Origin of the sequence: Prochlorococcus sp. MIT 1303, from assembly GCF_001631965.1 — a bacterium.
Classification (GTDB): Bacteria; Cyanobacteriota; Cyanobacteriia; order PCC-6307; family Cyanobiaceae; genus Prochlorococcus; species Prochlorococcus marinus_D.
Map to the genome: position 1 here is coordinate 23541 of NZ_LVHK01000026.1, position 13675 is coordinate 37215.

Here is a 13675-nt window from a genome sequence, read left to right on the forward strand (position 1 = left end):
TTTCAGCTCAGCTCAGTCTGACGGTTCCAGCAGATGCAGCGAGAGTGAATCGGCAGAGTCGTGCCATCTTTGGTTGATTCTCCAGCCCGCCTTTTCAGCCAGTCTGGCTGCCTCTTGTGGGTTGTATTTGACGCTGTATTCGGTGATGAGTGGTTCTCCGGCGCTGAATGACCAGGTGCTGTTGTCAATCACGATTGTTTGACTGCAGTGGCTCACTAGAGCCATTTCGATGCGATGAAACTCCTCTTGCCAACGGGCTCGATAAGAGAAGTGGTCCGGTCTGAAATCTGCTTCCAGCTCACGATTGAGACGATGCAGCAGGTTGCGCGCGAAAGCTGCTGAGATGCCTGCCGCATCATTGTAGGCAGCCTCGAGCTGGGTTGGATCACGGGGTTGGTCGAGACCGAGCAGCAGGGGACCACCTCCAAGCAGCTTTCGGAACCGACGAAGCACTGCCACTGCTTCTTTTGGTGTGAAGTTGCCTAGGGAGCTGCCGGGGAAAAAGCCGATGCAGCGCACACCCTCGAGCCGGGGGTGGGGCGGTAGCGCTTGCATGCTGCTGTGGTCGCAGCAGATACCTAGCATTGACACCATCGGATAGGTGTTGGCGAGTCTGGTTAGCGAATCCCTTAGAGCTGCTTGGCTGATGTCCAGGGCCACAAAGGTTGACGGCCGGATTGCGTTTAGTAGGGGGGAAACCTTGCGGGCATTGCCGATGCCGAATTCCACGATGACGCCATCTCCTACGGCTTTGGCAATGGCTGGTGCATGCTCCTCCAGCAGCTTGATCTCTGTGCGGGTTAGGCCGTATTCAGGTTGTTCGCAGATCTGGGCAAATAGGCGTGATCCTTTCGCGTCGTACAACACCCAAGCTGGCAGTTGCCGCGGCTGGCATTTGAAGCCTGACTGCACCAGCTGCTTCAGATCCGTAGGGGCGGGATGTAGGTCAATCAGCTCGATGCTCATCGGGCCAGGCGCAGTCCTGCGGCCATCCAACGGTTTGCTGGTGCAAAGAAGTTCCGGTAGGTGTCGCGCCCATGGCCTTCCGGTGTGAGCCAGCTGCTGCCGCGAAGAACAAACTGGGAGCTCATGAATTTTCCGTTGTATTCACCCACAGCGCCTGGGGCGGGAAGGAATCCCGGATAGGGCCTATAAGGACTTGCCGTCCATTGCCACAGCTTGCCGTGAGCATCGTGGATCAGAGATTGATGCTGTTGTAGGGCCACTTCCCATTCCGCTTCGCTGGGCAATCGAGCACCACACCACCGTGCGTAGGCATCGGCTTCGAACCAGCTCAAATGGCGGACCGGTGCTTGTGGATTCAAGCGCCGCCTTCCTCCCAGGGTGAATTCTTCCTGCCATTGATCTGCAGGCCCGTTGCCGCGCCAGTACCGGGGAGCCTGCCATCCCAGTTGTTGTTGCACGGCCCAGCCCTCACTCATCCACAGTTCTGGGCGTTGATACCCCCCATCTGCGATAAAGCACCTGAAGTCGTCGTTGCACACCAAGTGATCCATCAGGGCAAAGGCCTCCAGCCAGATGCGATGCGACGGCCCCTCGTTGTCAAAATGGAATCCTGCGCCAGCATGGCCGATTTCATAGAGACCTCCATCGCAGGAGATCCAGCGGGCTTGGGTTGGCTCTAAAGGTCCCAGATGATGATCGGCGCCAGTTTGATAAGCAGGCTCTAACGGTTGCCGGCTGAAGCCATCCAAGAGATCCATCAACAGCAATTCCTGATGCTGCTGTTCGTGATGTAGACCCAGTTCTGCCAGTTGCTGGATGTCTTCTTGGTCAGCGTCCGGAGAGGTCAGGAGTTGCGTTAATGCAGCGTCGACTCGTTGCCGCCACGCCAAGATTTCCCTGATTGTCGGCCGGGTCAGGACACCCCGTGAGGGTCTTGGATGGCGTGCCCCGGCCGCTTCGTAATAGGAGTTGAATTGATAATTCCAGCGTGGATCACAGCCTTCGTAGCCTTTGAGATAGGGCTGAAGCAAAAAGGTATCGAAGAACCAGGTGGTGTGAGCAAGGTGCCATTTCGGCGGACTTGCATCCGCCATGCCCTGAAGGCAGAGATCTTCCGGTTCGAGGGGTGCAACCAGCGATTCACTTCGCTGACGCACTGCCAAGAGCAGGTTCAGCATGAGGAAACGGTTTTACTGATCCCCATTTGTGGGCCCAAGCACCACGGCCGAATGGATCTGGTCATAGAAAAGCTCTTGGTCACCGAAGGGCACTGATAGGGAAAGTTCCCTTGGACAAACGATCCAGGCAATCTACTGAGTGGCATCGATCGATCTGGTCGCAAAATATGTTGGGTTCGCGTGTTCTGCTTGGGTTGAATTGGTCATCAGTCAGGGCGGTTGAAGTTTCTGTTTCGACTTGAAAATGAAAGTGTAAAGTTTGGAGGCAGTTGAATCCATTATTTTCCGCGTTCATTGTAATTCAGCTTCTAGGCTTCATGCTATTATTTGTGCTCTTAGTGCTTGATTCGAGGCGATCTTTTGTATGACTGTGCCGTTATAATTTGCTGTCCGCAAATATTAATTCGTGCTGAGCCGTCCGTTGTTGGGTACGCTTGGTTCCTGGTTGGGTGTTGATTCTGGATGCAAGTGTGTTGCTCTTAGATGTGCGTATGAGAAGTCTTTAATTGCCATGAGTTATTTAATAATAGGACTTTTCTTCTCTCTTTTTGTGATGATTTCTCTTGGCTAATGTGGTCTCGTATTTTGGCTTGTTTCTAGTGCAGTTGTTTGTTCAGGTTAGTTCAGTAGAGCAGAATTTTTTGTGGTTCTGGCAAGCGCGGTTTTGCGATTGCAATGATCTATATCCGTGCGGCTGCGCGCGTAGCTTTTGTCTGATCATTGCTGTTCTATCTCTTGGGCTTGGAATGATCTTGACTTTTTCAATGTTTGGCTTTGGTTAGCTTTTCATGGCTGTCTTGTTTTGATGTTTTCAAGGGCTTTTCTGAGGCGGCACAATCTTGGTCAGTGTCAAGTCACTGCTTAGATAGAGCAAGGTTGCAATAGAGTTTTGAGTTGCTTCACTCCCAGGATTTGCGATTGGAGTTCTTGCCGTGCCGTGGACTTATAGGCTTATGAAGTAGGTGCTGATTTTGTCTTAGTTGCTCTTGCAATCATCTAGCTTGCAATTTCAAATGTATTTGCATCTCCCTATTTTTGTTGGATGAGTGATAGGACATGCAGGCATAGAGCATCGCTTCTTGCATTTCTCAAGGCTGCATTTGCTTTGACTCTTGTCGTGATTGATTCCTTGAAGTTGACTTCCCTCATTCTAGTCGCGATTGCAGCTGCATTGATATTGGCGGTGGCGGGCCCAGGCTTGGTACTCGTTGATGACGGCCTTCTAATGCGTTGTCAGGTGAGCCATGAAGCCAAGCCGCTGATGAATTTTTGCTGGGGACCGGTTACTGCTCTTGGGCTAATCGCAGCTGTTTTCATGCATGGGGCTTTAGATGTAGTTTGGTTCATATTATTGTTGACAGTCTTGGTCCTTTTTCTGCAGGTTTATGTCGACGTAATCCTCAGCGATAAAGATTATTTTTAAGGCAATCTTTCTTCTGGAAACGAGTCGATTCTGCTGTTTAGCTTTGCGGAAGCGGTTGCAATGGGTTGGCCATCAGTACGATCAGCCCATCAATGCTTCGGCTTCACGTGAGCGAACCCAGCGCCGTGGTTGCCGGCACTGTGCTGGCACAGCGCTATCGGTTGGATGCGACCATCCAGAAGTCGAAGCCGATCCAGGGTGTGCTTTGGCGTGGGGTCGACATCCTCGAAGGTGACACATCGGTGGTGCTCCATCAAATCAGCGATGCCCCTACAAGGCAGCACTTTCAGAAGTTTTGGCCTGAGCTTCAATCCCTTTCCCATCCCCAGTTGCCGCGTTGTGGTGAATTGTTCGAGGCGGAGTTCAGCCTCTGGGCGGTGCGTTTCTGGCAGGAGGGTGTTACTTACCGAAAGATTCAGCAGCAAAGGGCCGAGCGTCAGTTGCTCTTCGGTGCTGGAGAAGTGTTGCAGTTGCTTTTGCAGTTGCTACCTCCTTTGATTGCGTTTCATGCCAAGGGGTTGGTGCATGGTGATATCAATCCCAGCGTCCTGTTGAGGCTTCATCAGGACGGCTTGCCGGCTTTGTTGGACTTTGGCTTACTGCAGCCCCAAGGGACTTCCCCTTGGTGTGGTGTGGCTTCAGCGTATGCCTCAATTGCACAGAGCAGCACCGAACCAGCTGAAGCTTGGATGGATTTGCATGGCTTGGGCGTTACAGCACTGACTTTGCTGACTGGTCGTTGCCCCGAGGAACTTTGGAACAGTGATGTTCGCTCTTGGGTCTGGCCAGAGTCTTTTGAGATGGATGGGTCTTTTCGCCATGTGTTGGAGCGAATGTTGAGTGAGGCTCCTGACCAGCGTTTTGAAAAGGCATCGGATGTGATCTGTGCCCTTCAAGCTGTGATCATGCCCGAAAGGATCGCTCCTAAGCCCATAGCAGATGGCACTCTGGCACTCGCGCCTCAAGCAGTGCCTTTATCCGATCACCCCTCGCGTACGTCTCAATCACTCTTGACGGAACATCGCTCTGCCAATCAGTCGCGGCGGCGGCGGCGGGCTGAAGAACGTGAGCAGGCTGCTGAAGGCAGGCTTTGGTCTGTTGTAGGTGCCTTGTTGGCGTCTGCATTGGTAGGTACGGCTATTGGTTGGTTCTTGCTCAGTCGTAGTTCCCCGCTAGGGATGGATCCTGCCAGGGATAGAGATCTCGTGGGCAATGTCCCAGTGGAGAGCCCATCAGCAGTAGAGGTGGATCATCGGCAGCAGTTATTGAGTCGGCTGCGGGCTTTGCAGGTCAAACAAAGTTGGTTTCTGCAGTTGGTGGATGCCAGTGTGCTAGCTCGTTTCCCTCATAGAGGTGGTCGCTTCCCCTCCGATGCTCTGGACGATGTTCCCTTGCGCCAGGCCTGGAATGACTTGGCTGAGGAATGGTTGGTCAGGATTGAACAGCTATCGCCTCAGCTGCGCAGGCGTTTGGGTGAGTTGAAGAACACTGACTGGCAGGAGCAGCGTGAACGTCTGAGCGAATTGGGGGTGCATGGCCGTGTGATTGAGCAGTTGGTTACAGCAGGAGCACAGAAACTGCTTTTGGGTTCGTTCAATGATCAGAAGCCTCCAGAGCCCTATTTGCAGTTTTGGTATGCGGCAGCTCTGCGCAGCCTGGCTGATGTGCAGATCGAAACCCTCAAGGCCAGACCTTCAACTCCCACTGTGTTTTCTTCAAGGGTTTCTCCTGGGGCTGCGCGCTTGATGTCTATTCAGGTGCCTGCTGGGCATCGACTAGTACTCGAAATCAAGGGCACTCCGTTGATGCAGATGACCGTCTATGGCTCGCAGGGTGATGTCATTGCCGAGCGCGGATCGTTGCGCGAGGTAACCCTTGAGCCAGAAGCAGGCTCACCTGTGCAAGTGCTGGTGACCAACGAGGGTTTGGCAACAGCTTTATTTACCCTCTCTTGTCGTGCCGATCAGCAAGCTTCTATGTCTTGATCAGATTTGACTCCGAATCCGTTGCCGGATTCAGCTCATGGCTTGCTTGGTCGGTCAGAACACCCTTCTAGAACGCCGACATTGCCTCGCCTCGTGCTTCGGCGAAAGAAAACTTTGTTCAGTCTCATTAACCCCCTTGGCTGATCAGTAGCGCGCCAGAGCGGACTTCACTTCTCGATCGGCTTGTTTGCGTTTCTCTTCTTGGCGTTTGTCGTGCAGCTTGCGACCTTTGCCCAGCCCAATTGTGAGTTTGATCCATGAACCCTTCAGATGAAGGTTGAGGGGAATCAGTGTGAGCCCTTTTCTGTCGAGTTGGCCGCGAAGTTTATCGATCTCACGGCGGTGCGCGAGCAGTTTGCGTGTTCGTAGGGGATCGTGATTGAAGTAGCTGCCTGCATGGCTATGAGGGGAGATATGAACGTTGTGGAGCTGTAGTTCGCCCTTGCGAATCAGGCAGAAGCCATCGCGGAGATTGGCTTGGCCGGCCCGGATTGACTTGACTTCGGTTCCCACCAACTCAATGCCAGTTTCGAGGGTGTCGAGGATCTCGTATTGATGCCTTGCCAGACGGTTGTCCGCGAGTAGACGGTTGGCCGCGGCTCGAGCTGCAGCAGTCGCTTTTTTGTTTCCTCCCTTGGCCATCTGCGTTTACCGATGCTTTCGACCCTATCCAGGGATCGGTACTCTTCCAACATGGCGATTGTGTCTTCCAGTGCTGGCCGAGCTGATTCCCAGCCGCCAGCAGCAAAGTCTCGGGTGGTAGATGCTTCACCTTTGCCTGAAGAGGCCAGTCCAGCTCGAGAAGATGGGCTTAGACCTAAGCGTTTGGAGGACTACATCGGTCAGCGTGAGTTGAAGCAGGTGTTGGGGATTGCCGTCAAGGCGGCCATGGGCAGAGGCGATGCTTTGGATCATGTTTTGCTCTACGGCCCTCCGGGCTTGGGCAAAACCACCATGGCCATGGTTTTGGCTGAAGAATTGGGGGTTAAGTGTCGGGTTACCAGTGCGCCGGCTCTCGAGCGCCCTCGTGACATCGTTGGTCTGTTGGTGAATCTGCAACCTCGCGAGGTTTTATTCATAGATGAGATTCACCGGCTCACAAGGGTGGCTGAGGAATTGCTTTATCCAGCAATGGAGGATAGGCGTCTTGATCTCACCGTGGGCAAGGGCAGTACCGCTCGCACCAGGGCATTGGAGCTGCCTCCGTTCACTCTGGTGGGTGCTACGACTCGCGCTGGTGCCCTTAGCTCGCCGCTGCGTGATCGTTTCGGTCTTATTCAACGATTGGAGTTTTATGGCCTGGAGGATCTGCAAGCGATTGTTGAGCGGGCGGCGGGGCTGCTGAGGTTGCAGTTAACTGCGCAAGCCTGCCAGGAGATTGCTCGTCGCTGTAGGGGTACACCGAGGATCGCCAACAGATTGCTGCGACGGGTTCGTGATGTAGCGAGTGTCTGTGGCGAGGAGAGCTTGATCGATGCTGCATTGGTGGATGAGGCTCTCACTTTGCATCGAGTCGATGCTCGGGGTCTTGATGCTAGTGATCGGCGCTTGTTGGATTTGTTGCTGGAGTCTCATGGCGGTGGCCCGGTCGGTTTGGAGACTTTGGCTGCCGCTTTGGGAGAGGATCCAGCCACTCTTGAAGCAGTGGTAGAACCATTTCTGCTGCAGCTGGGTTTTTTGCAGCGAACTCCGCGTGGGCGCGTGGTGACTGGCGCGGGGCGACGCCATCTTGGTTGGCCGGAGTTGCCATGAGTGTTCTCCAGGGGTTGAAAAACTGGGTGCCTAGATGGTCAGGGTTGCTTTTAGTTGCGCTGTTGCTGGTCATGGATCCCTTCACTGGAGCAGCTACCCCAGCACTTCAGCCTCTTTTTGAGCAGGCACTCGAGGCTTCTCGACAGGGTGATTTTCAAGCAGCCCTACCTCTTTGGGATGAGTTTCTTGAGCTTGCGCCCGAGCAGCCTGCCGCGTGGAGCAATCGCGGCAATGTGAGGTTGATTTTGGGTGATCCCGAGGGTGCGATCGTTGATCAGACTAGGGCCATGGAATTGGCCCCAGCAGAGCTTGACCCTCATCTCAACCGTGGTATTGCTGAGGAGGTATTGCATCATTGGCAGCAAGCCGCTAGCGATTACAACTGGATTCTTGAGCGCGATGCTGTCAATGCATCGGCTCTTTACAACCTGGGCAATGTTTTGGGCTCTCAGGGCGACTGGTTGCAGGCAGAAGCTCTTTACAGAAAGGCCTCTGACGCCAGCCCAGGCTTTGCTATGGCTAGCTCCAGCAAGGCGTTAGCGGTTTATCAGCTGGGGGAATTTGATCTGGCGGAGAAGGAACTGCGTGCATTGATTCGCCGGTATCCCATGTTTGCCGATCCCCGTGCGGCCCTTAGCGGTCTTTTATGGCATTACGGTTCATTTGGTGAAGCTGAAAGCCACTGGACTGCCGCAGTCGGGCTGGATAACCGCTATCGCCAACGGGATTGGTTGTTGCAGATCCGCCGATGGCCACCACAGCCCACAGCTGATCTGATGGATTTTCTTGCTTTGTTGGAGGCTCCATGACTCTTCTTCATTGGAGCGAGTGTCTTGATCAAGCTTTGCCCGAGCTGATTGAGTTGCGGCGCCATCTGCATGCTCATCCAGAACTGAGTGGTGAGGAGCATCAGACGGCAGTCCTTGTAGCAGGTCAGTTGCGGGGGGATGGTTGGCGGGTTTCTGAGGGGGTGGGGCGCACAGGTGTGTTGGCGGAGTTGGGGCCAATCGGTGGTCCGTTTGTGGGCCTGCGGGTGGATATGGATGCTCTGCCAGTGGAAGAGCGCACAGGGCTTGTTTATGCCTCACGGCGAGAGGGGGTGATGCATGCCTGTGGCCATGATCTGCATACCTGCATTGGTCTTGGAGTTGCAAGGGTTTTGGCCAAAGAGGAGTCGATGCCAATAGGCGTAAGGCTGTTGTTTCAACCGGCAGAAGAATTGTGCGAAGGGGCTCGTTGGATGCGTATGGACGGGGCGACCGATGGCCTCGAGGCCCTGTTTGGGGTTCATGTTTGTCCGGAATTGCCGACTGGAAGTATTGGTGTACGCAGTGGGTGCTTGACGGCTGCGGCGGGAGAGCTGGATATCGAAGTGATCGGTGAAGGAGGCCACGGTGCAAGGCCTCATCAGGCTATGGATGCCATTTGGCTTGCCGCTCGAGTTGTTTGTGGACTGCAGGAGGCGATCAGTCGTCGCTTGGATGCATTGCATCCTGTGGTGGTGAGTTTCGGGAAGATCGAAGGTGGTCAGGCTTTCAATGTGATTGCAGATCGAGTTCGGCTGCTGGGTACGGTCCGCTGTTTGGACGGGGCTGTTTTTGACAAGCTCCCAGCTTGGATCGAGCAGATTGTTCAGGCCATCTGTGGAAGTTTTGGGGCAGAGGCGATCGTGCGCTATCGCAGCATTACGCCGCCTGTTTACAACGATCCTGAACTCACAGACCTATTGGAAAGTTGTGCTATTTCTCAAATAGGAAAAGAGCGTGTGTTGCGGCTTGAACAACCCTCGCTTGGTGCTGAAGACTTTGCAGAACTACTGCAAAAGGTCCGTGGAACAATGTTCCGATTAGGGGTTAGCGGTCCTAATGGGTGCGCGCCTTTACACAATGGTCAGTTCTGCTTAGAGGAGAGCAGTCTTGGAGTTGGTATTCGGGTGCTGACCGCGACCCTATTGGCCTGGATGGATGAGCGTTCAAGGCTGGCTTTGGAGAGGAAATGAAGCGTCTTGGCTATCCCTTGCTATCTCTTGCAGCTCCTTTGCTGATCGTCTTGGCCATGCTCTGTTTGATGCATCGGAAGGGCAGCGATCGATTGCAGTCAATACCAGCAGTTTTGGTGGGTGCTGGTCTAATGATCAGCGGGGCTGTGGGCCGCCGCCGTCGCCGCAGCAAGCTGCTTGCAGCACTTCACAGCACCCAAACGGAGGAGCAGGAGCACTGACTTCATGTTGAACACAGCCATGCCTTTATCACAGTTGGACCTTTAAGCGTTGCAGGACAAGATCCATGCGGTTTTGCACGTTTAGTGGAATGGATTGCGGCTCGGATCAAAAACCACTGCTAGGTTTTGCAAAACACTAGGGGTGCCACTCAGCAATCTCTGAGTGGCTGAGATCACACCCTCCGAACCTGATACGGGTTGTGCCGGCGCAGGGAAGTGAAATGACGTGATCATTGGTTTTTCGCCAAACCCTGGTATCCATTTCGCCTTTTGATCATGCGCGCCTCTTGGGTGGCTGCCCGTAAGGGTCAGGCCAATGTTTCGCAATTGCATTTCGCTCGACAGGGCGTTGTCACTCAAGAAATGGACTACGTGGCCAAGCGTGAAAACTTGCCTGAATCGCTTGTCATGGAGGAGGTGGCCCGGGGCAGGATGATTATTCCTGCCAACATCAATCATGCAAATTTAGAGCCGATGGCGATTGGTATCGCCTCCAGCTGCAAGGTGAATGCAAACATTGGCGCCTCACCTAACGCCAGTGATGTAGCTGAAGAGCTCAAGAAGCTCGAGCTGGCAGTTAAATATGGCGCAGACACCGTGATGGATCTGTCCACTGGAGGGGTCAATCTTGATGAGGTGCGCACGGCGATCATTAATGCTTCACCCGTGCCGATCGGCACTGTGCCTGTCTATCAGGCGTTGGAAAGCGTGCATGGCTCGATTGAGAAGCTCGACGAAGATGACTTCCTACACATCATTGAGAAGCATTGCCAGCAGGGTGTCGACTATCAAACCATTCACGCCGGTTTGTTGATTGAGCACCTTCCGCTGGTGAAGGGACGCCTGACAGGCATCGTCAGTCGCGGGGGTGGAATTCTTGCTCAGTGGATGCTTTATCACCACAGACAGAACCCTCTTTTCACCCGCTTTGACGACATCTGCGAGATCTTCAAGCGCTACGACTGCAGTTTTTCACTTGGTGATTCTCTCCGCCCTGGTTGTCAGCACGATGCTTCTGATGCAGCTCAACTTGCCGAGTTGAAGACCCTTGGAGAATTGACTAAGAGAGCTTGGGCACATGACGTGCAGGTGATGGTCGAGGGTCCTGGTCATGTACCAATGGATCAGATCGAATTCAATGTGCGCAAGCAGATGGAAGAGTGCAATGAGGCACCCTTTTATGTGCTTGGCCCTTTGGTGACAGACATCGCACCGGGTTATGACCACATCACGAGTGCCATCGGTGCGGCGATGGCAGGCTGGTATGGAACAGCCATGCTTTGTTATGTGACCCCGAAGGAGCATTTGGGTCTGCCAAACCCTGAGGATGTTCGTGAGGGCTTGATTGCCTACAAAATTGCAGCACATGCCGCTGACATCGCTCGTCACCGTCCGGGTGCTCGAGATCGCGATGATGAATTAAGCCGAGCAAGGTACAACTTTGATTGGAACAAACAGTTTGAGCTTTCACTTGATCCAGAGCGAGCCAAGCAGTATCACGATGAAACTTTGCCAGCTGACATTTACAAGCAAGCTGAGTTTTGTTCAATGTGTGGTCCAAAGCATTGTCCAATGCAGACCAAAATTACGGATGAGGATCTCGAAGGTCTCGAAAAATCTCTAAAAAGTAAAGGGAAAGCTGAGTTGTCAGCTTAGAAGCGTGAAACAATCAAATTATCACTTTCTTGACTCGTCTGTGATGCCTGCATAGAGAATGCATTTGGCCATGATGCAATGAAAAAATATTAGAATTCTAGAATATTCGCCTTTGTAAGGTTTTTCTTTTATAGGCAAGTATGAATAGATGGCCAGCGATTTTGCGTTAAAGTCATTCCTATTGCCAACCTTTAAAAAGGCAATGGCAATCTGCTTTAAGGCCTGCTCGCTTCTCGCTTGGTGCTATATATTTTGCATGATTGGGTATTTAGATTTGACTCTTGCAAAAACTATAGCCCAGTAATTTTACTTTTATTGAGAATTTTTTGGTCAACACATCTGGCGGATTGATTTCCGCTGCAGGGATTAATCTGAGACTTGCCTTTTGGCTGTCAATTCATTCGCTAATTGTTGTGATCATTTTCAACATTGGCGAAGCGCTATGTGTGTTTGCTGGGCCTGATTTTTAATTTGATGATGCTTAATTGACTGCTGATGACATCCCGCCTCTCCGTAAGTTGCTTTGATCGCTATAGCCTCAGCCACGCAAGGACTTGTGCAAAACCCTAGAAGAGGGGTGCCGATGCCTAGGGCATGGCGGCAAGACAGCTCTGCTGGTAAGTGTTTATACCTAATATCTGCACTAGGGCTGTTGCATGAGCTAGCGAATTGATTGTTTATATTATGCCTTTGTCAAATCAATCACTCATCTGCGTTCCAGGACATCTACTGAAGGCTTAGCGGTGTTAAATATTTTAACTCTCCAGGCAAGATCTTTGTTAGAGGTGGTAAATAATTAGCCTAATCAATCTTAATTGCTAGAAAAAATACCGTATTCAACAGAAAAAGTCACAGTGAGAGCTTAGATGATTAGAAATATGGGACGTTAAGCCTATTCATAATCACTTTAGAGATGAAGTATATGTAGTCTAGGGCAACCTCCAGGGATAGATTAGGATATCTAACCCTAGTAATAATTGGATCTAGACATTTTTGCATGATGATATTGGCAATGCATTGGATAGTGCTTATTATTGGGAAGCTCAATCCTTAAGCTATGAAGCTTTTACAGGTTTTCGGCATCTTTTTGATCGGTTGCTTGGCAGGGTCACAAGCAGTTTTATGCTTTCCTGAATCAGTAAAGCCACCACTTATTTCTAACAATACTCCTTCAAAAACTGATTTAGGGTTTGGTTTTTAGGATAAAAGTGTAAATCTTGCTAGTGATGGAGAGATACAATGCGCTAATAATGATCTATTGCAACCGTATGCCTACAAGTTGAGCTTTTTAGTTTTATTATTCGAAATCTTGACACGGGATATTATTCAAGAGTCACAACTTATCTTGGGATAACTACATCTGGTTCAAATGAACAACTCTAGTTTTCAGCATGTCTTAATAAAAACTTGCCTTCGTTACGCTTACCACTGATATTATCGATCAATATTCTAGTTACTAATTAATTGATCTAGCCATCTGTGCATTTATTTGATCAGATTAGTTCAATACAGTGCTCATTACCCTTATTTTAAATTTTACATGGAATAGCTAGTGTGCCTTTTGTTGACCTGTGATGATCATAAATCCTATGATGAGCGTTAGAAGTGCATTGCAAGCCATCGTCATAAGATTCGCCTGACTAAAAAAATCTGAGAACATCGTAGGTAGGCTTGTTCTTATCTATTCTATGCTTCAGTCAAGGGTTGCATGCCATTCAATAGAACAATCTATTTATGATGCCGGGACTTGAAGGATTTCTATTATTACTTGGAATTTTATTGGTAATATGGCTAGATTATTATTAGCAAAACTATGCATAAGCTAACTTCAGAATAAGTAAGTCTTGAGGTCCCGGTTCAAGAGAATAAGATAGCAAGCAAATAGCATTTGATGATTGAACTTTTACGAGCTTACTTTTAGAAAACTGGTCAGAATCGATCTAAAACTGCAAGTTCTGACCAGTAAGCATTTTCTTCAAAACAACAAGCTGTAGCTCAGGGCATGAGGTTGAAGGATTTAAAAAAAGAGCAAGGCAATAGCATGAACAGCCTTTCGACTGGAACAAAGGTACTAAACCTGTGAAACAAGAATATGCTCGCTAAATCTAGCTTTTTTGGAATACATTTTCACTGATCATCTTGATTAATTAAGAATGTATCTTTATACTTGCTGAGCTGCTAGCTTATTGAAAGCAGCATAGATTCAATGTCCTATGAGCAACTGAAAGCATTTGTAGCTAAAGTCAAACAAGACAAAACTCTGCAAGATCAAGTTAAGAAAGAAAATGCTGACCTAGTTGATATCGCTAAGGTAGCTGGTTTTTCGATTACGACTGATGACCTGCGCATAGCATACACTGAGTGGGTGAGGGATTCGCTGGTAAGCTGAAATAAAAAAGACATATCTCTACGGTACTATTCAAAATGCATTTAATAATGATTGCATATTGAATTTACTCATTATTTTAATTTCTAATTTTATTGTAAAATTAGAT

11 protein-coding genes and 1 riboswitch are annotated in these 13675 nt (G+C 50.6%); of the genes, 8 read left to right on the forward strand and 3 right to left on the reverse strand.

Annotation, left to right across the window (positions count from 1 at the left end):
• Nucleotides 1–12 precede the first annotated feature (12 nt).
• The gene (gene egtD, locus PMIT1303_RS01120) at nucleotides 13–966 is read right to left on the reverse strand and encodes an L-histidine N(alpha)-methyltransferase (protein WP_063397174.1); all 954 of its coding nucleotides are present in this window, start codon (nucleotides 964–966) and stop codon (nucleotides 13–15) included.
• Entirely contained in the window at nucleotides 963–2144 is a 1182-nt protein-coding gene (egtB, locus tag PMIT1303_RS01125) for an ergothioneine biosynthesis protein EgtB (RefSeq protein WP_063397175.1), read from the reverse strand. The genes egtD and egtB overlap by 4 nt, the downstream gene beginning before the upstream one ends.
• A gap of 1129 nt (nucleotides 2145–3273) precedes the next feature.
• Between egtB and PMIT1303_RS01130 the strand changes: the two genes are divergently transcribed.
• Both PMIT1303_RS01130 and PMIT1303_RS01135 read left to right on the forward strand, forming a co-directional pair.
• Nucleotides 3274–3567 carry a hypothetical protein gene (locus PMIT1303_RS01130; RefSeq protein ID WP_197459723.1) on the forward strand — a complete coding sequence of 98 codons (294 nt, stop codon included), beginning with the start codon at nucleotides 3274–3276 and terminating at the stop codon, nucleotides 3565–3567.
• A gap of 92 nt (nucleotides 3568–3659) precedes the next feature.
• Complete coding sequence (locus PMIT1303_RS01135; RefSeq protein ID WP_063397177.1) at nucleotides 3660–5552, forward strand: hypothetical protein; 1893 nt, start codon at nucleotides 3660–3662, stop codon at nucleotides 5550–5552.
• Nucleotides 5553–5696: 144 nt separating this feature from the next.
• Here the strand turns inward: PMIT1303_RS01135 and smpB are convergent, their stop codons facing one another.
• Entirely contained in the window at nucleotides 5697–6194 is a 498-nt protein-coding gene (gene smpB / locus PMIT1303_RS01140; RefSeq protein WP_011824876.1) for an SsrA-binding protein SmpB, read from the reverse strand.
• Nucleotides 6195–6245: 51 nt separating this feature from the next.
• On the opposite strand from smpB, the gene ruvB reads away from it, so the two are divergent.
• The 6 genes from ruvB to PMIT1303_RS01170 all read left to right on the forward strand — a co-directional run bounded on the left by ruvB (nucleotide 6246) and on the right by PMIT1303_RS01170 (nucleotide 13569).
• On the forward strand, nucleotides 6246–7304 hold the full coding sequence (gene ruvB / locus PMIT1303_RS01145; protein WP_063395114.1) for a Holliday junction branch migration DNA helicase RuvB: 1059 nt from the start codon (nucleotides 6246–6248) through the stop codon (nucleotides 7302–7304).
• Nucleotides 7301–8113 (forward strand): tetratricopeptide repeat protein, encoded by an 813-nt coding sequence (locus PMIT1303_RS01150; RefSeq protein ID WP_063397178.1) that lies wholly within the window; start codon nucleotides 7301–7303, stop codon nucleotides 8111–8113. Before ruvB ends, PMIT1303_RS01150 begins: the two co-directional genes overlap by 4 nt.
• Nucleotides 8110–9303, forward strand: coding sequence for an amidohydrolase (locus PMIT1303_RS01155; RefSeq protein ID WP_063397179.1), 1194 nt, complete (start codon nucleotides 8110–8112; stop codon nucleotides 9301–9303). Before PMIT1303_RS01150 ends, PMIT1303_RS01155 begins: the two co-directional genes overlap by 4 nt.
• On the forward strand, nucleotides 9300–9524 hold the full coding sequence (locus PMIT1303_RS01160; RefSeq protein ID WP_063397180.1) for a DUF3188 domain-containing protein: 225 nt from the start codon (nucleotides 9300–9302) through the stop codon (nucleotides 9522–9524). Before PMIT1303_RS01155 ends, PMIT1303_RS01160 begins: the two co-directional genes overlap by 4 nt.
• A gap of 128 nt (nucleotides 9525–9652) precedes the next feature.
• A riboswitch (TPP riboswitch) is annotated at nucleotides 9653–9756 on the forward strand.
• Between the two features lie 44 nt (nucleotides 9757–9800).
• Nucleotides 9801–11180 carry a phosphomethylpyrimidine synthase ThiC gene (gene thiC, locus PMIT1303_RS01165; protein WP_063397181.1) on the forward strand — a complete coding sequence of 460 codons (1380 nt, stop codon included), beginning with the start codon at nucleotides 9801–9803 and terminating at the stop codon, nucleotides 11178–11180.
• A 2206-nt stretch (nucleotides 11181–13386) separates the two neighbouring features.
• On the forward strand, nucleotides 13387–13569 hold the full coding sequence (locus PMIT1303_RS01170) for a Nif11-like leader peptide family RiPP precursor (protein WP_063397182.1): 183 nt from the start codon (nucleotides 13387–13389) through the stop codon (nucleotides 13567–13569).
• The last annotated feature ends 106 nt before the right edge of the window (nucleotides 13570–13675 follow it).